General features: G+C 42.3%; 25 protein-coding genes. 10 read left to right on the plus strand and 15 right to left on the minus strand.

Annotation, left to right across the window (positions count from 1 at the left end; all coding sequences use genetic code 11):
- Positions 1 to 318 precede the first annotated feature (318 nt).
- The 3 genes from AC622_RS12045 to AC622_RS12055 all read right to left on the minus strand — a co-directional run bounded on the left by AC622_RS12045 (position 319) and on the right by AC622_RS12055 (position 1,988).
- Positions 319 to 942, minus strand: coding sequence for a pyridoxamine 5'-phosphate oxidase family protein (locus AC622_RS12045; RefSeq protein ID WP_049671279.1), 624 nt, complete (start codon positions 940 to 942; stop codon positions 319 to 321).
- Positions 943 to 1,000: 58 nt separating this feature from the next.
- Positions 1,001 to 1,282, minus strand: coding sequence for a hypothetical protein (locus tag AC622_RS12050; RefSeq protein WP_049671280.1), 282 nt, complete (start codon positions 1,280 to 1,282; stop codon positions 1,001 to 1,003).
- A 70-nt stretch (positions 1,283 to 1,352) separates the two neighbouring features.
- A complete protein-coding gene (locus AC622_RS12055; protein ID WP_049671281.1) occupies positions 1,353 to 1,988 on the minus strand; it encodes an NUDIX hydrolase in 636 nt (211 codons plus the stop codon).
- A 265-nt stretch (positions 1,989 to 2,253) separates the two neighbouring features.
- Between AC622_RS12055 and AC622_RS12060 the strand changes: the two genes are divergently transcribed.
- The gene (locus tag AC622_RS12060) at positions 2,254 to 2,670 is read left to right on the plus strand and encodes an organic hydroperoxide resistance protein (protein WP_049671282.1); all 417 of its coding nucleotides are present in this window, start codon (positions 2,254 to 2,256) and stop codon (positions 2,668 to 2,670) included.
- Positions 2,671 to 2,729: 59 nt separating this feature from the next.
- On the opposite strand, the gene AC622_RS12065 is transcribed toward AC622_RS12060, so the two are convergent.
- Positions 2,730 to 4,217: an aldehyde dehydrogenase family protein gene (locus AC622_RS12065; RefSeq protein ID WP_049671283.1), complete on the minus strand. Its 1,488-nt coding sequence runs from the start codon at positions 4,215 to 4,217 to the stop codon at positions 2,730 to 2,732.
- A 303-nt stretch (positions 4,218 to 4,520) separates the two neighbouring features.
- Here AC622_RS12065 and AC622_RS12070 point away from each other — a divergent pair, with 303 nt between their 5' ends.
- Positions 4,521 to 4,937 (plus strand): hypothetical protein, encoded by a 417-nt coding sequence (locus tag AC622_RS12070; RefSeq protein ID WP_049671284.1) that lies wholly within the window; start codon positions 4,521 to 4,523, stop codon positions 4,935 to 4,937.
- Between the two features lie 46 nt (positions 4,938 to 4,983).
- Here AC622_RS12070 and AC622_RS12075 read toward each other — a convergent pair whose 3' ends face one another.
- A complete protein-coding gene (locus tag AC622_RS12075; protein ID WP_049671285.1) occupies positions 4,984 to 5,907 on the minus strand; it encodes an aromatic acid exporter family protein in 924 nt (307 codons plus the stop codon).
- 249 nt (positions 5,908 to 6,156) lie between these two features.
- Between AC622_RS12075 and pepT the strand changes: the two genes are divergently transcribed.
- Positions 6,157 to 7,389, plus strand: coding sequence for a peptidase T (gene pepT / locus AC622_RS12080; RefSeq protein ID WP_049672937.1), 1,233 nt, complete (start codon positions 6,157 to 6,159; stop codon positions 7,387 to 7,389).
- 41 nt (positions 7,390 to 7,430) lie between these two features.
- Here pepT and AC622_RS12085 read toward each other — a convergent pair whose 3' ends face one another.
- The 3 genes from AC622_RS12085 to AC622_RS12095 form a co-directional block, all read right to left on the minus strand.
- Positions 7,431 to 7,919, minus strand: a complete 489-nt coding sequence (locus tag AC622_RS12085) for a BsuPI-related putative proteinase inhibitor (protein ID WP_049671286.1) — start codon at positions 7,917 to 7,919, stop codon at positions 7,431 to 7,433.
- Between the two features lie 88 nt (positions 7,920 to 8,007).
- The gene (locus AC622_RS12090) at positions 8,008 to 8,454 is read right to left on the minus strand and encodes a DUF421 domain-containing protein (protein ID WP_197089936.1); all 447 of its coding nucleotides are present in this window, start codon (positions 8,452 to 8,454) and stop codon (positions 8,008 to 8,010) included.
- Positions 8,455 to 8,630: 176 nt separating this feature from the next.
- On the minus strand, positions 8,631 to 9,038 hold the full coding sequence (locus AC622_RS12095; protein ID WP_049671288.1) for a hypothetical protein: 408 nt from the start codon (positions 9,036 to 9,038) through the stop codon (positions 8,631 to 8,633).
- A 235-nt stretch (positions 9,039 to 9,273) separates the two neighbouring features.
- Here AC622_RS12095 and AC622_RS12100 point away from each other — a divergent pair, with 235 nt between their 5' ends.
- Both AC622_RS12100 and AC622_RS12105 read left to right on the plus strand, forming a co-directional pair.
- Positions 9,274 to 10,281 (plus strand): endonuclease I family protein, encoded by a 1,008-nt coding sequence (locus tag AC622_RS12100; protein WP_082197131.1) that lies wholly within the window; start codon positions 9,274 to 9,276, stop codon positions 10,279 to 10,281.
- Positions 10,282 to 10,324: 43 nt separating this feature from the next.
- Positions 10,325 to 10,507 (plus strand): hypothetical protein, encoded by a 183-nt coding sequence (locus AC622_RS12105; protein ID WP_049671289.1) that lies wholly within the window; start codon positions 10,325 to 10,327, stop codon positions 10,505 to 10,507.
- 130 nt (positions 10,508 to 10,637) lie between these two features.
- Here AC622_RS12105 and AC622_RS12110 read toward each other — a convergent pair whose 3' ends face one another.
- The 3 genes from AC622_RS12110 to AC622_RS21040 form a co-directional block, all read right to left on the minus strand.
- Positions 10,638 to 11,828: a DNA/RNA non-specific endonuclease gene (locus tag AC622_RS12110; RefSeq protein WP_049671290.1), complete on the minus strand. Its 1,191-nt coding sequence runs from the start codon at positions 11,826 to 11,828 to the stop codon at positions 10,638 to 10,640.
- 256 nt (positions 11,829 to 12,084) lie between these two features.
- Positions 12,085 to 12,273 (minus strand): hypothetical protein, encoded by a 189-nt coding sequence (locus AC622_RS21420; protein WP_231589524.1) that lies wholly within the window; start codon positions 12,271 to 12,273, stop codon positions 12,085 to 12,087.
- Positions 12,260 to 12,415 (minus strand): hypothetical protein, encoded by a 156-nt coding sequence (locus AC622_RS21040; RefSeq protein ID WP_156185623.1) that lies wholly within the window; start codon positions 12,413 to 12,415, stop codon positions 12,260 to 12,262. Before AC622_RS21040 ends, AC622_RS21420 begins: the two co-directional genes overlap by 14 nt.
- Positions 12,416 to 12,587: 172 nt before the next feature.
- Between AC622_RS21040 and AC622_RS12115 the strand changes: the two genes are divergently transcribed.
- Positions 12,588 to 12,821 (plus strand): hypothetical protein, encoded by a 234-nt coding sequence (locus tag AC622_RS12115; RefSeq protein ID WP_049671291.1) that lies wholly within the window; start codon positions 12,588 to 12,590, stop codon positions 12,819 to 12,821.
- A gap of 555 nt (positions 12,822 to 13,376) precedes the next feature.
- Here the strand turns inward: AC622_RS12115 and dacB are convergent.
- On the minus strand, positions 13,377 to 14,858 hold the full coding sequence (gene dacB / locus AC622_RS12120; protein ID WP_049671292.1) for a D-alanyl-D-alanine carboxypeptidase/D-alanyl-D-alanine endopeptidase: 1,482 nt from the start codon (positions 14,856 to 14,858) through the stop codon (positions 13,377 to 13,379).
- Positions 14,859 to 15,033: 175 nt separating this feature from the next.
- Between dacB and AC622_RS12125 the strand changes: the two genes are divergently transcribed.
- The gene (locus tag AC622_RS12125; RefSeq protein WP_049671293.1) at positions 15,034 to 15,798 is read left to right on the plus strand and encodes a polysaccharide deacetylase family protein; all 765 of its coding nucleotides are present in this window, start codon (positions 15,034 to 15,036) and stop codon (positions 15,796 to 15,798) included.
- A 495-nt stretch (positions 15,799 to 16,293) separates the two neighbouring features.
- On the opposite strand, the gene AC622_RS21045 is transcribed toward AC622_RS12125, so the two are convergent.
- The gene (locus AC622_RS21045; protein ID WP_156185624.1) at positions 16,294 to 16,461 is read right to left on the minus strand and encodes an Arc family DNA-binding protein; all 168 of its coding nucleotides are present in this window, start codon (positions 16,459 to 16,461) and stop codon (positions 16,294 to 16,296) included.
- Between the two features lie 13 nt (positions 16,462 to 16,474).
- The gene (locus AC622_RS12130) at positions 16,475 to 17,335 is read right to left on the minus strand and encodes an SPFH domain-containing protein (protein ID WP_049671294.1); all 861 of its coding nucleotides are present in this window, start codon (positions 17,333 to 17,335) and stop codon (positions 16,475 to 16,477) included.
- Positions 17,336 to 17,480: 145 nt separating this feature from the next.
- Between AC622_RS12130 and AC622_RS12135 the strand changes: the two genes are divergently transcribed.
- The 3 genes from AC622_RS12135 (at position 17,481) to AC622_RS12145 (ending at position 20,058) form a co-directional block, all read left to right on the plus strand.
- Positions 17,481 to 18,785: a D-serine ammonia-lyase gene (locus AC622_RS12135; RefSeq protein ID WP_049672939.1), complete on the plus strand. Its 1,305-nt coding sequence runs from the start codon at positions 17,481 to 17,483 to the stop codon at positions 18,783 to 18,785.
- Between the two features lie 116 nt (positions 18,786 to 18,901).
- Positions 18,902 to 19,342 (plus strand): hypothetical protein, encoded by a 441-nt coding sequence (locus AC622_RS12140; RefSeq protein ID WP_156185625.1) that lies wholly within the window; start codon positions 18,902 to 18,904, stop codon positions 19,340 to 19,342.
- Between the two features lie 227 nt (positions 19,343 to 19,569).
- Positions 19,570 to 20,058, plus strand: coding sequence for a hypothetical protein (locus tag AC622_RS12145; protein ID WP_049671296.1), 489 nt, complete (start codon positions 19,570 to 19,572; stop codon positions 20,056 to 20,058).
- A 67-nt stretch (positions 20,059 to 20,125) separates the two neighbouring features.
- Here AC622_RS12145 and AC622_RS12150 read toward each other — a convergent pair whose 3' ends face one another.
- Positions 20,126 to 21,739, minus strand: coding sequence for an FMN-binding glutamate synthase family protein (locus AC622_RS12150; RefSeq protein ID WP_049671297.1), 1,614 nt, complete (start codon positions 21,737 to 21,739; stop codon positions 20,126 to 20,128).
- Positions 21,740 to 21,952: the final 213 nt, after the last annotated feature.

Genomic DNA, 21,952 nt, shown 5'->3' on the forward strand with positions numbered 1-21,952 from the left:
GAAACTTCCATCAGTCGGTGTTCTCCCGCTGATGGTTAGTTGAACCAATCGGACTTTTACGGACAGTTGACCTCCCTTCCTCTAGGCCGGAGTCTTACTGTCCGTTAATGCGGGATAAAGTGAAACTTCCATCAGTCGGTGTTCTCCCACTGATGGTTAGTTGAACCAATCGGGCTTTTACGGACAGTTGACCTCCCGCCTATGCTTCTCGATATTCCTGCCTTCTTTTAGGTGGGAGTCTTACTGTCCGTTAATGCGGGATGAATAGGGAAAGCCCCTCATATTGGATTCTTCCAATTGAGGGGCTTCCTTTCTACCCTAGTATAATCTCTTTATATAGCTTTCTTCTAAGCTTACCTCTATTTCTTCCTTTGTTTTTTCGGCTGCCTTTGCATGAGCAGCGAGGATTTCCCCTGCTTTTGGCATGTCGTCAAGCGCCAGCCACGAACTCGGCTCCCATAGATTAGAGCGGATGATGGCTTTCCCGCAATGAAGGAAGCATTCTTCGACCTTGACGCCAATCCCGACTGAGGGAATGCTATTAGATGCTTTCAGCGGATACAGCAGCTCCTGATCGGTTACAATGGATGCCTTGCCATTGATTCTTAACGTCTCCCTTGAACCGGGTATGAGAAAAAGAATCCCAACCTGAGGATTTTCTAGTAGATTATACAAGGAATCGAGCCGCTTATTCCCCCTCCTCTCTGGAATAAGCAAATGCTTCTGATCTAGTACGGAAACAAAACCAGGCTGATCTCCGCGTGGTGAAGCATCCGCATTTCCCGCCTTGTTAGATGTAGCTAAAACAAGAAAGGGAGATTTAGCGATAAATGCCTTGCAATGCTCGTCCAAGCAGTCAATTACTTTATTGACAGCAAGGTCGCTTGGTTTCCCCATAAGGTCTTGTAAAGCCTCTCTCGTTTGGATCACATTCTTAAACATAAACTCCCCTTTTCTCTCGATCCCATCATCTATTGTTCAAAAAGTATGTATGACCATCTCATAAGAAAATAATCAGTGTTGAAAGAAGACAGATAGCCAAGCTAGGCAAAGCTACAAGAAAATAGCTGTTTGACCATGTTGATTTGAGATGCGAGGCCTTACTAAAGTCATCTGCAAGCTCCTTTGCTGGGGCTGAGCCAACCATCAACAGGGCAATAAGCAAGCTGATCCCCCCAGTAATGCCCGTTAGAATTGGCAGCAGCTGCACATCACGGTATAGAGCGAATATGAAAATATCAATACAAGCAATGATGATGCCATAAACGAGAAATTTTTTCATGATTACCCCTACTCTCTGATTCTATTCGTGCGCGATCCTCATCCTTTATTGCAGCAAGTCATTTCAATGACTAATCTAGCTTCCCTGATAAATGACTGCTCATAGCCTCAGCAACGGCTGCCGTATATTCCTTTGAATGAGGGACGAATTCATCCTTTGATAACACACGTGTATACATCGCTTTTTTCCCGTCTTGATCAATCATAAATCCTTCTGCCGTCAATTGGTTACATTTACCGTAGTAAAATTGGATGAAATCATGCAGATCCACCTTCGCCATCCCATCTACCTCCTCTTTCTGAAGAGAAAATGACTCTAGCGGTATCTTACATTCATACAGAAACACATGGCTGAATTCCTTGTCCGCAATCTTATTGGTATTAATGATGTTCTTCATTTTCCCCAGGTAAATAAGCTCATCAATACTGACATGAATTCCGACTTCCTCTTCGATTTCACGGACCCCGTCATGTACAGATTCATGTTCCATTAAATGTCCAGCGACCGTCATATCAAATAAACGAGGAAAATCCTTTTTCCTATGGCTCCTTTGCTGCAAATAGAGTGTACTTCCTTCTGGATTGACATCGATAAAGTAAACCTGAAAGGTCTCATGCCAAAGTCCCTTTTTATGGGCTTCATCACGTGCTGCCGTTCCAATTTGCCTTCCCTGCTCATCAAATATTTTCAGTATTTCTGTATCCATGAACCCACTCTTTTCAAAATGTCATTACTATTATTATATTCTGATTGAGCAGCTGGAATCCATAAATGATTGTATTTTTTGAAAATTCTATCAAAATGCACAAACTAAACTGATCACCATTATAAATCCAGAATCGAATATTCCTTAAGGATCTCCTTCGCCAAAAGAGAGATTTCCCATTTCTTTTAAATTTTGTCTCCCGCTCCGTTTAGGAAGCGAGCAATAGGGAAAAGTCTACTAATTGCTTTAAAAAGGGGATGAAGAAATGGAACCATTATATACAGCTGTTGTATCGGCGACAGGCGGAAGAGAAGGACATGTAAAATCAGAGGACGGCATCATCGACTTAGATGTACGCCAGCCAAAAGCATTAGGAGGATCAGGTGAGGAAGCAGCCAATCCGGAATTGTTCTTTGCCTCAGGTTATGCCGCCTGTTATGACGGTGCACTCAACCTCGTGCTGCGAAAAAACAAAATCAAAGCGGATACAACGGTTACCGCTAATGTGACAATCGGGAAAGATGAAGCTGACGGGGGACTGAAGCTAGCAGTCAGACTAGATGTATCGATTCCTGATTTGTCAAAAGAAGAAACAGAAAAATATGCAAAAGAAGCGCATCAAGTTTGCCCATACTCCAAGGCAACAAGAGGGAATATTGACGTGACCATCGTTACTGTCTGACCCGTTTTCCACACATAAAAGCGGTGCCCATGCAATTATGCCGGGCACCGCTTTTTCTATTAATTCATATTGATCCAGACACTCTTCACTTCCGTATAATTATCAAGGGCGTAGCTGCCCATCTCACGTCCAAGGCCTGATTGTTTATAGCCTCCAAATGGTGATCCGGCATCAAATGTATTATACGTATTCACCCAGACAGTTCCTGCCTTCAGTTTATGCGCAATGTAATGGGCTTTCTTGATATCCTGCGTCCAAACGCCGGCTGCAAGGCCGTACATGCTGTCATTGGCTTTCTCGACCAAATCATCGATATCATCAAACGGCATGGCCGCCACAACAGGACCAAAGATTTCTTCCTTAGCAATCGTCATGCTGTGGTTAACATCCGCGAAAATGGTTGGAGAAACAAAATAGCCCTTATCAAACGGAATATCTCCGCCTGTCAGCACTTCTGCCCCCTCTTCGATTCCCTTGTCAATATACCCTTTAACACGGGATTGCTGGGTAGATGAGATAAGCGGACCCATGGTCGTACCTTCTTCCATCCCATTTCCTTGCTTAATGTTCTTTGTGTTAGAGACAAGGTCAGCAACGACGTTGTCATACAATTTCTTTTGGACATAGAGACGGCTTCCCGCACAGCAAACCTGCCCTTGGTTGAACATAATTCCCATCAAAGCGCCAGGTACAGCCTTCTTTAAATCAGCATCAGGCAGGATGATATTCGGAGATTTCCCTCCAAGCTCAAGCGTAATTCTCTTTAATGTGTCGGCTGCAGAACGCATGATGGATTTCCCAACCTTCGTAGACCCGGTAAAAGCTACCTTATCAACATCTGGATGGTCAACAAGCGGCTGGCCAGCTGTTTGTCCATAACCTGGAACAATATTCACCACTCCATCCGGGAAACCGGCTTCCTGGATCAACTCAGCCAAGTATAAAGCAGAAAGCGGTGTATTCTCCGCCGGCTTTAAGACAACCGTACAGCCTGTCGCCAGTGCTGCTCCCAGCTTCCAGGCAGCCATGAGAAGCGGGAAATTCCATGGGATGATTTGTCCGACGACTCCCACCGGCTCATGTCTTGTATAGTTGAAGTAGTTCCCTTGAACCGGGATGGTCTGTCCAACAATCTTCGTGGCCCACCCGGAGAAATAACGGAAATGCTCCACCGCAAGCGGAACATCCGCTTTAGAGGTTTCCGAATACGGCTTTCCATTATCTAATGTTTCAAGCTGAGCTAACTCGACTTTATTCTCTTCCATTAAATCAGCTAACTTATAAATAAGCCGGCTTCTTTGTGAGGCACTCATCCTGCTCCATGGACCTTCTTCAAAGGCCTTGCGGGCAGCCTTTACAGCGAGGTCAATATCTTCCGCCTCAGCCTCTGCCACCTTTGCGAGTACCTCCCCTGTTGCCGGATTCATCGTATCAAATGTCTTGCCTCCTGCTGCTTCGACAAACTTTCCATTGATATATAACTGTTTTGTGCCCTCTAAAAATTTTGCTAGTTTTGGGCTGATGTTGGGACTTAGTGTGGTTGCCATAACTATCCCTCCAAATTATATATTTTTATGCTGGAAACGTTTTCATTATAAGGTAAATTTTCACACAATTCAAATTATTGAAGGGCGTTTTTCAGGGATAAAGCAACTTCATTATGATAGTATTTCTTTTTCCTAATAGACTTGTCTTAAAAGCTTTTCATACAGAGTAAATAGAAACAATACTTCTATTAGACCGTTTTTCTTGCATAATTAACATTTTGATGACAAAAGAGAGGAAATCCGCCACCGCACGGAGAATATGGTGGTATAAAACGAATTCTATTCCTATACAGGAGGATACGAATGAAGAATACACTTCTCGAAGACTTTGAACCATTCTTTGTTGAGTTTCAGCGAATTTGGAACAGCTGTCACACGGAAGAAATGATTGAACGCCTCTCCCCTGATATTGCTGTCCGCTGGGCACAGGCTGACGGAACAGTGGCTGATTGGGGCTATAAGGAGGCCTGCCTCGGCTGGGCGGAGGCTTTCGAAGAATATTGCGGGCATGATCCGAAATGGACGTTCCATCCATTAAAGATAGCCCAAGCATCAGAAAACGAAGTAATCGCTATGTTTTGGGTAACGTTTGAGATGGATGGGATTTCAAAGGATGTTGTCAAGCTGTTTATTCAGCGGTTCAGAAAGGAAGAAACAGGCTGGAAGCTTATCCGTGAATACTGTGAGAGTCTTCATCCTGCCCTCGTCAATATTAAATAAAACCGATAAAAACGGGTGCCCCATCTCAATTGAAGCACCCGTTTTTTCATTGTTCTAGTTCAATGAATTGTTCGATCTTATTCAGTAGAATCAATAGGGCAGCGCGAGTTTCGAATTCCTCCCGCGTTTTTGGAAGGTCCATGCTTTCAAACCGCTGCCTCAAGGATTGGAGCTTCTCGAGCATGATTTCTGGTTCTTTAAGATTTGCTCCAAATTCCTCTACTAAATCAGCTATCATATCATTTTGCTCAAAGGTGGTTGGCAAATGAATAATCAGCGGTACCATCCGTTCGACAATTTGGAACTGCTGGAGCCGTTTTGAGAAATAGGGAAGATAGAAGGATTCTCTTTTAAAGAAGGAATTCTCCTCACTTCTTCTGGCTAAATCCATTCCCGTCTCAAGAAGCCTCTTCGTCCGAATAATATATTCATCATTCCAAACCCGCTCCTTTTTACGGATAAAGCGGCTGAATTGCAGGAATATAATTTCGAAGTTGCCATCGAGCTCCTGCATGATTTTTTTGATTTCTCCCTCTACACTTGGCATATATAGATTAAATAGCAGGGCCACAAGAATCCCAATCAATACAATGCATAATTGATTGATGAGAAGCGCCTCTGTAATGGCATACGACATGAAAAGCTGCATGACAATTACAAAGCCTGGAACAATCCCGTCCTGAAGGCCAAGCTTCGCCATTAACGGTACATAAATAAATAGGAGAAGTCCAACTGCAACTGGTGTATAGGCACAGCCTTCAAATATCAGGATAGCAAGGCCCATCCCAAGCAAGCAGGCCAAAAGCCTTTTCCAGGCAATCAAGATGCTTTTCCGCTGTGTGCTCTGCACACTTAAAAGCGTAATCACAGCAGCCGTGCTGGCATTCTCCAAACCAAGCATCTGGGCAATGGATAAGGCAATCATTCCTCCAATCGCCGTTTTCACCGTTCTGCTTCCAATCGTAAACATCGTCAATCCCTTCTCTCCGTACAAACTCTATGGGTCAAATTCCTTTTGACTTTCCCTCAGTGATACCCGAGAAAGTCGATTGGAACACATATCCACCTTCTTTTTTCACAAAAACATTATATTAAAATAAACAAAAGAAATAAATCACCCGGTTAAAGGAAAAATAAACCTAAGAAAATATAAGAAGTTTTTGCTGAAATAATAAAATTTTCGCTATAATAGAACTCATAAAGGAGATGAATGGATATCATGAACAACCCATTAGTTGAACGATTTCTTACATATGTGAAGGTGGATACTCAATCTAACGAGGAAAGCCAAACAACGCCTTCCACTGAAAAACAATATAATTTATTGAATTTGCTAAAGGATGAACTTACCTCCATCGGAATGGAAGAAATCACCCTTGATGAAAATGGCTATTTATTCGCTACTCTGCCAGCGAATACGGATAAAAACGTACCGACCATCGGATTTTTGGCACATGTGGATACAGCGACTGATTTCACTGGCGCAAATGTTAAGCCGCAAATCGTTGACAATTATGACGGCGGGGACATTGTCTTGAACAAAGCCCTCAACATCATTCTATCACCAAAGGATTTTCCAGAGCTTGAGGGGTATAAAGGCCAAACACTCATTACAACAGATGGTACTACCCTGCTTGGGGCAGATGATAAAGCAGGCATCGCAGAAATCATGACTGCAATGGACTATTTAATCAAGCATCCGGAAATCAAGCATGGCAAGATCCGCGTTGCGTTCACTCCTGATGAAGAGATTGGCCGCGGACCGCATAAATTCGACGTTGAACGCTTCAATGCTGACTTTGCCTACACAATGGATGGCGGACCGCTTGGAGAGCTTGAATTTGAAAGCTTTAATGCTGCAGCAGCCAAGCTTACTGTAAAGGGCACTAATGTTCACCCAGGCTCCGCGAAGAATAAGATGGTCAATTCCATGAAGATTGCGATGGACTTCCACGCTGAGCTTCCAAAGGAAGAAGCACCTGAATTCACTGAGGGCTATGAAGGCTTCTATCATTTGCTGGCAATGAACGGAGATGTTGAACAAACGAATCTCTCCTATATCATCCGTGATCACGTCCGTGCTAAATTCGAAGCAAAAAAATCAACTATGCAAGCAATTGCAGCAAAATACCAAGAAAAGTATGGTCAAGAAAACATCATCCTTGAAGTAAATGACCAATACTACAATATGGGCGAGAAAATTGAGCCTGTGAAGGAAATCGTTGATGTTGCCCATCAAGCAATGGTTAACCTAGGAATTAAACCAATTGTTAAGCCGATTCGCGGCGGTACAGACGGCTCCCAACTGTCCTTCATGGGGCTTCCGACACCAAATATTTTTGCCGGGGGCGAGAATTTCCACGGTAAATTCGAATACGTTTCCGTCCAAAGCATGGAAAAAGCATCTGAAGTCATCGTGGAATTAGTTCAGTTATTTGAACAGCGTTCCTAATGGAAAGCGGAGAGGCCTTACAAAAGGGCCTCTCCGCTTTTTTATTCAATCGTAAACTTAAGCAGCTGCTTATAATCTGTTTTCTCACTTCCAGCTGTCAGCCATGCTTCAAGCGTATAGCTGCCCGGGGGTAAATCCTTCAATGGAATCTCGAAGGTTAATCGTTCACCAGGCTTCAAATCCTGCTCTACCAGGGCTTGAGTAAAGAACTTGCCCTCTGAACCTTGTTCGATTATATCTCCCGCTTCATTTAGGAGTATATAATCGAACTTCTGACCGCTGTTAAACGTTAAATGAATGGTTTTATCTGACTTGTTTTCAACCGCATATTCAAATTGATACGTATCATTCTCTTGTTTCCTTTCAACTAAGCTTGCCTTTAAATGTTCTGCAGTCACACCGCTTTGATCAGGCTGAACATTCACTGGTTCTCCTCCATTCCCCTCATTCGCTGTATTGGAATTCTGATTATCATCTCCACAGGCCGAAAGGATTAAAAGGCACACGAGAAACACCCATGCTTTTTTCATATTTATCCCCTTTCTGAATCTCGTCTCTTTTCAGTAATTCAACAAGGATGGTTTAATCCCTTCTTGGTATAGACCATCTTATCCTGATTTACTCCTTTAAAACAGAAAGCTTGCCGTTCGCTTCTAATATTCCCACCTTCACATCCTCCAAGTGAAAGGCACCATTCTGCCTCAGCAGGTTTTCTACTTCGTGCTCTGACAGACGGTTTTTGCGCATCACCTTCTTCATTATCTGACCATTATGAATTAATAATTCAGATTCTCCTTTAATCCTGCGTCCGAGAAACGGAACCTTACGAGAGACCAAGTCAGTTGAATAAATGAGTAATGACCATACACCAACTGCAATGAAGATATCATAAAATTTCACAGCTGGATCATATGCTGCATCCCCTACCAAATCTCCCAGAGCCACTGAATATACAATATCCAGCGGACTAGCCTCAGCCAGTTCCTTCTTGCCCATTAATCGGATAATGACAAGGAGGGATATAAATCCAGAAATAATCTTGATGATCATAAACACATATGCCATTTCTCTCACCCGCCCTTTCATCAATGAGTCCCATATAGGGCATCATTGTTCTAAAAGGTGGATACCACTCTTCCCCTCTTCCTTTTTATTTTTATTCCCTTCTAAAAAAGATAGAAACAGAATTGAGGCGAAAAAAAACCATCATAGCATGGAATGCTTGATGGTCATTGGATTATTTATAAGTTCAGGTTCGTTCTCGGGCTTCTCCATTTCTCTATAGCCGTCTGCAGCACAGAAGCCAGGAATAAGGTTTCCCCCGTGCTTAGTAAAATTGTATTTAGAGGATTCATCATATCAATGGATTCTTTATCAAGCCTTCCCTCTTTTTCCAGCTTCAGCTGGATAATGGCGGATTCAGCCTGACTCTTAGTGAAACGAATCATTTTATTTCCCCAAGAAGATTCATCCTTTGTAAATAAAACAGAGTTTTCTTCAATGATTGCTGCGAACATGATTCCATTATTGCTTTGATACAAATATGGTGCATTTGTGAAGAAATCTACCGGTGGATCTTCCAATTGTGCATGTTCTTCCTGTAATGCCAAAATTTCTTTTTCCACTTCTTCTCTGATGCCAGTAACCATTTTCTTCAACTCCTTTTATCCTCATTAGTTAAAAGTATATAACGTTTTCATACAGGTGTCTCTGCATAGTTGAACATAGCGAAAAAGTAATTTTATTTAAAATTTTCACTTAATTTTCACATCTATAATGTCAATTATGTCAATATTCACATTTACAAACATGGGGAGAATTGCTATGTTAATGACACCACAATTCTCCTCATGGATAGGATACCAAGGAAAGGGTTGATAGAGTATGAAGCTTGAACAGCAAGCCATTAATATCATCCTCCAAGCAGTCCGTGCCAAAGAACAAGAGCTTCAAGAGGCCTCATCCCATTTTCAGCAGCACAGAATCCCTGATGAATCCATTTTTGGTGACGAGCTAATGAAACTGTTACCTAATATGTATGCGGAATTAAACGCTGTTCAATCGATAGAGGACCCCTTGAAAGAAATTCTAAATCAGTATTATGATGAAACTTCAGATAATCAGCTAAAAGCAGCCTACTACCAGGACCTTTCATTGGATGCCCCCAAAGAAGGGCTGCTGAACAGTCTTACAAACTTAATCTCCACTACACACGCAAATCCGCTCCCCTATTCACGGAGCAAGAAGTTGCTTCATTCCTTAGTCGATCTTCATGAAGATGGGAAGGCAAGAAGTATTTACTCAGGCAAGAGCATGGAAGCCGGCACCTTGCTTTCATATGACTTGGTATATGAAGCGGCCGTTCGCGAGGAAATCAGCAAGTATCCTTCCTTACAAAATTTGAACGGTTCCCAAGAGGACCTTCTTGAATCAGTTCTAACTGCCCTGGCTTTAAATGTTGAACATATCATCCCACAATCCTGGTTTGATAAAGCAAGCCCAATGGTCGGTGATTTAAACCACTTATTCACCTGTGAAACAACCTGTAATTCTTTCAGAAGCAATATCCCTTATTATGATTTTGACGATTATCCAAGCGCTTCTAAGGAAATCATCCGCAATGATTGCGGGAAACGCGATGGGGAAGAACGCTTTGAGCCGCAAAATGGAAAAGGGGCCGTTGCGAGGGCAAATTTATATTTCTTAACCAGGTATCCGGATATCTTGCCTCAAGACCGGCGGAAAGCCATTGATATCCCCATGCTGATTAAATGGCACGAAGAAAATCCCGTTACCCTTTATGAAAAGCATCGAAATTGGTGCATTCATCATCTTCAAGGAAACCGGAATCCGTATATTGACTTTCCAGATAAAGCTGCTGTACTCATTTAAGGTGCTTTTCATACAGAAGTCTTCCGTAGGTGTTTCTGGTTGTATGGGGACCAAATCAAACACTGCTACCAATCCATTTGGCCAACTCACCACATTTGAACGCCCCCTTCTTTCCCTATACAAGGATACGAAATACACCTATAAAGAAGTCAGTAATATCATGGGTTATCATCGGGATACAATCTGGCATAAGCGGAAACAGATTAAAGGGAAATTAGAAGAATGAATGATGAGCCCTCCCAACTACAGGTTTATTTATGAGGCGCAAACAGAACTTTCCCTAAAATAAACAAGAAAGCTTGGGAAGAGACCCCAAGCTTTCTTGTTTACTATTTGATTTATTGGGTTCTAGGTGTCTACTCACCTACCAGCCCGTCACCATCGTTATCCCTCATATAAGGATACAACCAGTGGTCTTTCGTAATAGGCATGCTGTAACCTGCATCTTTTGCTTCTTGAATCGTCACCTCACCATTGCCATTCTTATCGACACTAGAAAGATCACCGGTTTTGTTTGAACCAGTTGAATTTTTATTTGAACTAGTTGAACCAGAAGATTTGTTTTCTGTTAAACCACTTGATTCGTTTACTTTATCCGGGTTAACATTGTCAAATTTATCCACGACCTTGTTACCCTTTACGGTATACGTATACTGGTAGCTTGAAGGAATCTGTGTTTTTGTATTCGGATAAGTAATAATTGCTTCAAAATTTGTCGCACCACCTGCATCACGAATCACTTTTTCCATATAAGCTTGGTCCCCATGCCTGTTCAATGTACTTTCTTGCGGGGTAATATTATACGCATTCGATACCCCTCCGAGAGAATCAGCTATGATATGTCCTTCATCATAACGATCACTTTCCACACCGGGTACTTTTGCCTCATCAGAGTAGTATCTTCCAGACGAATTGACAGGTTCGCTGCTGTCGTCTTGCAGAATAATTTTGTCAGCAATGACACGCACTAGTTGCCCGTATTCATTAGTGAATGCCCAATATTTACGGTCCCCAAAGCCAATATCAACAACAACGTTAGCTTGACGGTATCCGGACGTATCACCGCCATCCACTTCAATTTGTTTGTATCCAGCGAACTGTGCTTCTGTATTTTTCTTTGCTGCTTCTTCCTTCTCTTTAGCCTCTGCCTTTTCTTTGGCTTTGGCTTTTTCTTCAGCCTCTTTCTTTGCTTTCTCTTCCTTAGCCTTAGCTTCTGCCTGAGCTTTAGCTTCCGCCTCTGCCTGAGCCTTTGCCTCTTCTTTGGCCTTCGCTTCTTCATCGGCTTTCGCTTTAGCTTCTTCCTTCTCTTTGGCTTCTTCTTGCTGTTGCTCTGCCTGTGAGTCACTATTCGTATTTTCCTCTACCGGAGGTGCAGTTACACCAATCAAGACGAAAAACAATATGGCTGCGGCACCAAAAATCAAAAGTGCAGACTTTCTTTTCCTTTTGTTCTCAGGCAGCCATTTCAATACGAGGCTTGGTTTTATTAAACCCACAATCAAAGCTACAATAGATAGTAAGAATAGTACTATAAACAAATCATCCATCTTTTACCCTCCTTCTATTTTTGTATTTTGCTTTGATAATAGATAGGCTTTTGATTATTGCTCCTATTCTTATTTACCACTTCGCCAATCTAATACCCACCTATATGTTATTTTCATATAATAAAAATACACTAAAATAGATTTAGATGTCCATCCGTGAATAAACATGGGGTTCCATTCAGATGAAAAAAAGCGATGTAAGCCGCCATTCTCTCTCTAGACTTAAAGCATCAAAATCTTATCTGCATACACCCCTTCATATGTTTCTCCTCCTATGCCGCCTTCCTTTGATTGTATGTGCCTGTATATTGGCCGCAGAGAGACATTTCGTCGAACGGCTTATACACTTCATGAATTCGCTCAACAACCCATAATCATAGCCGCCAATGTCCATTGGATGGAATCCCGCATTGCCCAACAAACCAAATGATTCACCCTTTTCCAATCAATCCTCCGAAATACTTTTGCCGGGCGTCAATCATTTGCTCCAGATTCGGAACCGTTTCCGCCTCATCAGAAGGCGGAAAGGTAAATGTTATGACGACGAGTACCAAAAACATGGTGATGATAAATCGATTCATTTTCATTTTGTCTCCTCCTGCTGGGTTCATTTCATCCGTCTAAATCATCGTTGCGCCAATCATATTCCCTTTTCATCTGCACAAAACAATAATTTCCATTATACAAAATTCCCTTATTGGGAGATGCTCCAATCCTGGGTGTCGTGAATAGGATGGTAAGGAAGGGAGTGATTTTCAGGTGCGCAGAGAGACAGACAGATTCGATGGGTTGCACTTCTTAGTGATATTAATGATCGCTATACTTCAGTTAATGGTTGGATTTTCAGAATGGGTCTTTGTGGTAGCCAGTTGTTTGTATGCCGTCTTGGCTATCCTGTTCATCGAATCCTTTTCAAAGTATGCCGTTCTTAAATTTATCATTCTATTAGCCATCATTTTTTCATTACGTATCTATATTGCTTTGTATTCCTAAGGCTTACGAACCAGGTTAATCATAAATGAAAGCGGCTGCCTCATAAGTCCCTAATAAATGAAACAGGCGGCGAAACTAAATTGGTTTCGCCACCTGTTTTTTGATTTATGAAAGAACTTTCCTGAAAGTAGCTGGGCTACTTTCAGGAAGTTATGGTCTATGGCGTCAATCCCGAATTCCATTTGGGATTTCAGGAGATTTCAGAGGAAAAAACGCTGGAATGACCGAACACGCTTTCGTCCTCCACTTTACGGAGGGCTCTTCTTTCCTCTTTTCGCACTTGGCTATTGTCTTCCCGTTCCAATTCCTCCATATCACATGCGACCTTCTTTGCAGTGTTTCCTCTTCGATGGAGATGCGGGATGATGGGTAGATATTAAAAAACGTCCTTTCGGTAGGGTGTTTGTTGGCCCCTTCATTTTATCGAAAAGGTGTTATTTTATATTCTTTTCTCTTTACCTTTCCTCCACGGTAAAATGACCAAGAGCTAAAGCCTCCTTAACGATATCTGCCCATAGAAAAAGGACTGCTCTAGAAGCAGCCCATGAAAGAACCTCACTCGCTTGCGAGAATGACAGCAATCTGATCCTCAATGGTTTTCAGATGATCCTCTTCTATCGCATTATTGATGATAATGGAGAAGGTATATTTATTCCCTGCATTGCCTTTCACATACCCTGAAAGCGAGCTTACGGTAGAAATGGAACCGGTCTTTGCCATGACCTTGCCTTCAGCAGGTGTTCCTTTCATTCGATTACGCAGCGTTCCTCCGACAGAACGGTCACTGTTTCCAGCAACAGGCAAGGAATTAAGATAAATTTTATACCAAGAAGCAGACTGAGCTTTATAGAGGACATTGCTCAGTGTATTTGGCGTGATGAGGTTCACATGCGACACACCAGACCCATCCCTCATGAGGATATTATTATGGTTAATTCCAAGGGAATTGTACTGTTTTTCAATAACAGAGAGCCCGTGCTCCCAGCTTCCTCCCTTGCCCTTTACGCGGCCTAATTCCTTCACGAGGACTTCGGAAATCGTGTTATTGCTTAGTTTTAAATATGGTTTCACGACTTCTTTTAAAGGAGCTGATTGGTCTGATGCGAGCTTTACTGCACCTGTACGTACCTTCCCTGCAGTCATTTTACCAGCAGTCTTGATGCCTTCTTTCGCAAGGGAACGCTTAAATAGCTCTAAGGTATAACCTGTTGGATTTTCAACGGCTATCCAATATTTAGAGGCAGAGCTGTTCTTCGGAATACTGCCCGTTATAGATAATTGGTTTGTTCCATGCTTACGCGTTACTTTGATCGTTTTCTTGCTGTCAGCCTTCCCTGTCTTAGCCTTATTAGATAGCTTGATATGGCTTGTTTTTGGCAATACCTTTATGCTCGGCGCTTTCCCTTCTTTGGCTGCTGGTGCGACCTGAATGATGACCGTTCCAGCATCATAATCATTGTCTGGGGATACGGTCAATCCTGATATTTGTGCTCCATAATATTCCTGTTCATCGCTCCAAGGCAAGTCAAGAGAAAGTCTCGTGCTGTCGTACCAGCTGTCATCAGCAACTAGATTCCCCTTCACCTTGCGTATACCTTTTTTCTTCAGCTGCTTGCTTAGTTTGTCTAAATCAGCTGTCGTAAGAGTAGGGTCGCCATACCCCTTTAAATATAAATTACCCGTCAGAACCCCATTAACTGCTTTTTTGTCCGTATAAACTTCTGTCTTAAAACGATAATTTCCTCCAAGAAGCTTTAAGGCTGCCGCGCTCGTCACAAGCTTAAGACTTGAAGCAGGCCGCAATCTGGTATCCCCGTTCTTTTGGTAAATAATCTTCCCTGTCTTAGCCTCCCTCACGCTGATTCCTGTCACAGCTCCTTTTAGATCCTCATGACTTAATACTTTCGATATTTTTGTCCCAAGTTCTGATTGGGGACCTGCATGGGCTTCTTGATGTTCGGTGTACTGCGCCAGCGGTAATATACCTAAGAGGACAACCATCCATATCACAAACAGCGATTTCTTGCTTCTCGACATATCCTTCTCCCACCTGCCTCTTGTTTATATCCATATTTTCACACAAAGACAAGTCCGTGAGTAGGGTATATGGATGTATCTCCCATTTATTTTTATGTTAATTAACCCCTTAAATATTTCTTCCTAAATTCCATATACTAATCCTTACTTGCATAGATGAAGGGATGTTATGTAGATGGGCAAGAAACTTCTTCTATTATGGTTCGTACTCTTCTTCATTCTCATTCAGGAACCACGGGTATATGCATCAATAAAACCCAGGGAGGAATATGAGAAGACAGGGCGTGTCATATGGGAGACGAATACAAAGGAAAAATTAGTAGCCATCACATTTGATGATGGGCCTCATGAGGTTTTCACACCGCAAATCCTTGATTTGCTTGCAAAGTACGATGCAAAAGCCACATTCTTTGTTACAGGTAAAAACGCTTTGTTATATCCAAAGGTATTAAAAAGAGAAGCAGATGAAGGACATGAAATCGGCAATCATACCTTTCACCACTTCTCAAGCAGGCGCATGAGTTCCCTTCAATTATCGATGGAGCTTGATAAGACGGATAAAGCAATTGAAAAAATCATCGGCAGGAAACCGACCCTTTATCGGCCTGTTGAGGGGGTTTATAATGATACGATTATCGAAACCGCTCTCAAAAAAGGCTTTGATGTGATTTTATGGTCATGGGACCAAGATGCACTTGATTGGAGAAATCCAAAGGCAGCTAAAATCGTCGATCATGTTCAGAAGGGGTTAAGCCCTGGTGATATCATTATTCTGCATGATTGGAACAGGAATCGTTCTTCAGAGACGGTTAAGGCAATGGAGCCTATCTTAAAACTATTGAAGGATAACGGGTACAAAAGTGTCACCATCTCTGAATTGATGTACCGAACAAAAAAGCCTCTCCCTAGCATACTGGACCCTCTTCCTAACTTCCCATAATTCAAAAAAGATGCAGGCATTTTGAGCCTGCATCTTTTTTGTCCTGCATCCGGCAGGAGCATATCCATTACATCATGTTTTGCTCGGTTATCTTAAAAGATTAGCTCCTCGATAAACATAAAGGCATATAGGATAAACCCTATCGCTCCCACCGAAAGAATACCGATGCATACAGCATAAAAGACCTCACGAACAAACCCCATCATGGAATGACCTCTTCTCATTGAATGAAACACTCTTTTCGAACCATTCGGAATTATCCAACAATTACCATTATACTATCATATCGTTGACTTTCATGCCATTTATTTTACGGATTACTGATCAATATTTCTCTCCACTTAATGAAGAAATGAAATGTTTCATTCATAATCAGCTATATAAGAATGTACTATGGAAGTCATCATTAATCAATATCATTTTTCTCCCTATTTCCCACTTTGATGAACCGGAACAAAAAGGAGGCCTCCTTAGCGCAGAAGCCTCCTATCCACTCTATTGCTTATGATCTTCATTTTTCAGCCTTCCAGCTTTCTTAACCGCATCCTTTAGTATGATTTCGATTTGTGCATTTACGCTTCGCAATTCGTCTTCTGCCCATTTTTCTAATGCGTCATAAAGCTTGGGGTCAATCCTAAGCGGATAAGCTTTTCTTTTTGTCATTTAAACCAGTTCCTTAATGGATGCTGCCTGTATTAATAATCGGCTGCGATCCCTTATCAGACACAATCGCCACCATTAAGTTGTTGACCATTTGTGCCTTCCGATCCTCATCCAGTTCGACAACCCCAGAGTCCGCCAACTGATGGATCGTGCTTTGGACTAACCCGACTGCCCCGTCCACGATAACCTTCCGTGCAGATAGGACTGCTTGTGCCTGCTGTCTTTGCAGCATGGCTGAAGCGATTTCCGAAGAATAGGCTAGATGCATAATACGGGCCTCAAGAACTTCTACCCCCGCTACAGACAAACGTTTTTGTAAATCCTCTGATAAGAAAACAGCAATCTCATCACTGTTCTTCCGTAAGGACATTTCCGATTCATGGCCAAAATGATCATAAGCATACTGGCTTGCGATATGACGAATGCCCGTTTCACTTTGAATCTGAACAAATTCTTTATAATCCTTTACATCAAAGGTGGCCTTTGCGCTATCTTGTACCTTATAAACGACAACAGCCGCAATTTCAATTGGATTTCCTTCTAAATCATTGACCTTAAGCTTGTCGCTGTTAAAGTTAATCACCCGTAATGATACGCTTGATTTCATCGTTAGCGGCAGCGCTACCCAAAGGCCTTGCTCCCGAATAACACCGACATACGTACCAAACAGTGTCAGTACCTTTGCCTCATTTGGCTGGACAATGGTTACTCCAGAAAAAATCAAGGCAGCTAGAATGACGAGGATAACAGGAATAACAAGTCCCAGCCCTGCTCCACCAGACATGATAAACAGGTAAATCCCCATTCCAACTAATATCGCTCCAATGAGGATACCTAAGTATCCATTGATTTTGAATGCCTTTTTCTCGGCCATCACACCATCTCCTATATATCAAAGTGATATCATAATTATATCATATTAACCAAATGATGTGACAGACTATTTCAAAAAATAGGCATTATCATGTTTAATGAAAGTAATGTTATTGAAATGCGCACATAAGGAGATGGTTTGATTGATGAAAAAAATTCATGGCAAAACGAAGGATGAATGGCTGAAGGAACTGCCTATCTTGCAGGATATTTCGGAAAGAAAAGAATGTTACTGGGTGAACCATCCTAATCCACCTCTTCATTTAGATTGTTCGAAAATCGATGAGGCTGAAGAACGCTTAAATCGCTTTGCCCCCTATCTTGCCCATAAATTCCCGGAGACAAAAGCACAATCAGGTTTGATTGAGTCACCCTTAGTAAGGGTACAACATATGCAAGACCGTCTCGAACAGCTCCATAACCAAGCCATTGCAGGCAAGCTTTTTCTCAAATGCGACCATGCTCTCGCCATATCAGGTTCGGTGAAGGCTAGAGGCGGGATTTATGAGGTGTTGAAACTCGCAGAACAGTTGGCTGTACAGCAAGGGCTCCTAAAGATAACAGATGATTACCGCAAGATCGATTCATCTATTTTCCGGTCCTTCTATTCCCGCTATACGATTATCGTTGGCTCTACCGGAAATCTTGGTTTGAGTATTGGCTTAATAGGCCGCACACTCGGTTTCCAGGTCAATGTCCACATGTCCTCTGATGCAAAACAATGGAAAAAGGATTTACTCAGAAAACGTGGGGTAAATGTCGTTGAACATGGATCAGATTACGGGGAAGCCGTCAAACAAGGGAGAATGGAAGCTGAGAAATCCCCCCTCTGTCATTTCATTGATGATGAGAAATCTGCCGACCTTTTCTTTGGGTATGCAACAGCAGCCCGCCGGCTCAAAAATCAATTGAAGGATCTAGGTGTACAAATTGATGAGAAACATCCCCTTTTTGTCTATCTTCCATGCGGAGTTGGAGGGGCACCAGGCGGGATTGCCTATGGATTAAGGCAGGAATTCGGGAAACACGTCCATCTGACCTTTGCTGAACCTGTTGAGTCTCCCTGCTTTCTGCTTGGGATGGCCACAAAGCTTTATAGCTCAGTATCTGTTCATGATTTTGGCCTTACAAACCGGACTGCAGCTGATGGTCTAGCGGTCGGGAGGCCATCTGAATTATCCAGCCAATATATGATTAATTGCTTAAACGCTTCCTTTACAGTATCAGACACCCGTATTTACCGTTACCTTGCAGAGCTGATGGATACAGAAGGCATATATGCCGAACCGTCTGCACTGACTGGATTTTACGGACCATTATTATCTTCAAAGGAATATGACCTGCCAGAAACAGCTGTCCTTATCATCTGGTCTACAGGCGGAAACATGGTTCCACTAGAGGTGCGGGAAGCAGACTATCAAACCGGTAAGGGGGTCCTTTTGAATCCTTAGTTCCAATCCTGATCATCATGACGATTAAACGTTCCATCAAGAAACCCAAGACGCAATTGTTTAAATTCTCCAAAAAATAGCTTATGATAGATTCCATAAAGGAGGATAGAAGATTGATGAAGAAGAATACATACCTTTTGATAACAGATGAAATAATGAACACAGGCCAAGTATCTCCTAAATTAGTGCAAACATTAAGCGCGCCAATCGTTGTAAAAATGTTTTACAATTTATTTGGACCATCAGGCACTCATCTTCTATCAGAGAATACCTATCTGGCACTGAAAAACGAGCTGGAGAAAACAGACCATCCCCTTCCCGAAATGGCTGTGCCGTATTCAAGCTCTACCTTGGTCCATCTCTATTACAATGTCATCGGCAGGCATCTTTCCTCTGATTCCAGCTTGATTAGCGATGATTCACATGACCAGAATACCTTGATGCTTACGGTAGATGATTTGCTGGATTTGCTCCTATTTGCGAAGGAAGAAGGAGATGAGGAATATATGAATGATATTAAAAATCGTCTCAGTGCCCTTTGCAAACCAATAGGATAACAGGTAAACAGCCCTTTATGTTATTTCAGAATAACAATATGGTTTGCCATTTTCATACAGACCTCTCAATGAATTACAGGTTGATATCTGCCACAAAAGGAATTTACTTACTATATTGTGACATTTCTCGTTTCTCAGTTCACGAAATTATCATTCTTCTTTTTTTCATGCTACTATTATCCTAGAAAATGATTTCAATCATGACTTTAAATACAAGGGGGATTTTTATGCGGAGCAAGACGAAAGAGATTATTCTGGCAGAAGTTAGACAAACCAACACAGTATATGAAAAACTACTGACTTCCTTAACGACTCCCGTATTACTGACTGTATTTGAAAAATTATTTGGAGGAAAGGCCGAATACACCCTTTCAGACAAATGCTTTGATATGATTGTTGAGGAATTAGAAATATTGGATATGCTGCCAGAGACAACCGGGGAGAAAATCACGGATGCTATGCTTGTTGAAATTTTCGTTTCCCATTATCAAGAAGAAGAGAAACGAAAGGATTCAGAAAAACAGATTGTTAACGAGTTCGAAGAAGGGGAAATTGACGAACAGAATACAGAAAGCTTGACGCTGGATGATCTGCTCGATTTATTAAGCCTTGCTATCAAGGACAATGATATCATTTATGCCAATGAAATCAAAAAGCGTTTACTTCATATGAACAGAGCACTTAATAAAAAAGATACCTCCATCGAAGCCTCCTAATACTGGTGAGCAAACCTATCATTTATCATAAGCGGGAAGAATGCCAGCCATTCCTTCCCGCTTATTTTTATTTTGTTACAAGCTCTTCCCATCCTGGTTCAGATTGGATGTCCTTCAGATTCTTCACCTGATAGTGCTCATCTACAAACACGATGTCCTCTTCACCGAAATAACGCGGGCTCTTCAAATGAGCAGAGGCGGCCAGCATGAATAATTCCTCCCGAAGACCAACAAGATAATTGGTTACCCGATACCTTTTTTCATCAACGACAAGGGCTTTTTGCAGCTTAGGATCTGTCGTAGCCACACCTACTGGACACTGATTTGTATGACATTTTTCAGCGAGAATGCATCCTACGGCAATCATCAATCCGCGGGCCACCTGCACGGCATCAGCGCCGAGAGATAGAACCAATGCAATCCGGTCAGCAGAGAAGAGCTTACCGCTGGCGATTATCTTCATCTTGTTCCTGATTCCGTATTGCTTCAATAGACGATTGGCAATCATAATAGATGGGACAATCGGAAGTCCGACTGAATCGGACATAGCCTTATAGGTTGCTCCTGAACCTCCCTCAGCACCGTCAATGGATAAGAAATCAGGATAACGCCCACTCTTTTTCATATAAGATGCAAATTCTTCAAACGTTTCTTCTGCACCGATAACCATTTTGATTCCAACCGGTTTACCGGAAACCTCCCTGACTCTTTCTATGAAATCCAGCATAGAGTCAAAGCTGTCAAACTCCTCAAAGCAATTTGGGGAATCAATCGTCTTATAGGGCTCGACATTTCGTATCTTCGCAATCTCCGGAGTAACTTTGACTCCCTCAATATGGCCCCCGCGTATTTTTGCCCCCTGGCCTAATTTCAATTCAAATGCCTTTACCTGATCCAGCTTGGATTTCTCCAAGAGCTCATCCCAAGAGAAATTTCCTTCCTTATCCCTAAAGCCAAATTTACCAGGACCTATTTGACAGATTAAATCTGCTCCTCCCTCCAGATGGTAGGGAGAGATTCCACCTTCGCCGGTATTCATAAACGCTCGTGCATCGTGAACGCCAAATGACAGAGCCTTGATGGCATTCTTGCCTAGTCCTCCATAGCTCATTGCGCTCATCCCTACAGGACTCTTCAAATGAAACGGCTTGCGGCAAGTATCAGCCCCAATGATAACAGCATCTTCATCCTCATAAAGCCAAGGCTTCAAATCGGTTTCTACCATATGCTCCTTCCTTGATAGAAGGGTCTCCTCATCAATTATGTATTTCTTTGAATGGATGAGCGGTGTTTGATCTGCCCCCATATCCTTCAAAAGCCTTGGAAAAAACGCATTACGAATATAGAATCCAGGCTTGTCAAAATCCCGTTTGCTCCCTAACGCGACAACAGATTTCGCATATTTCGCCGTCTTGACGATTGCTACATAATCGTGATGAGAATATGGTTTCCCTGTCAAATCCCCCTCAAAGAAGTATTGCTTCAATTGCGGACTGACCTGTTCAGATACGTAGCGTGCCCTAGCCAAGAAAGGAAAATTACGAAGGATGGCATGCTGCTGCTGTTTCCTGTCACGGTTCCACTTGATGCAGGAGGCTATTCCGACCACCATCAAGCTAATCAAGAGGATAGACACAAGGATTCCCACCAACAGGACGAAAAAGTAAGCCCATCTTTCCATGTCCTCCACCTCCTAAACAGTTCATACACCTCTAACACCCTATACCCCAGCTTTAGAGCGAAAAGGCTTGGTAAATGTTTCATCAAAACACAAAGACTGTCATCCCCTCTTGGATTCTGTTTATAGGCTCTTGGGTACGATAAAGGAAATTGACGAAATCTTGAGCTTTTGGGATACTGAGAAGGCTGACTAAACAAGAAATTAGGTGTGAAT

Origin of the sequence: Bacillus sp. FJAT-27916 (assembly GCF_001183965.1) — a bacterium.
GTDB lineage: Bacteria > Bacillota > Bacilli > Bacillales > Pradoshiaceae > Pradoshia.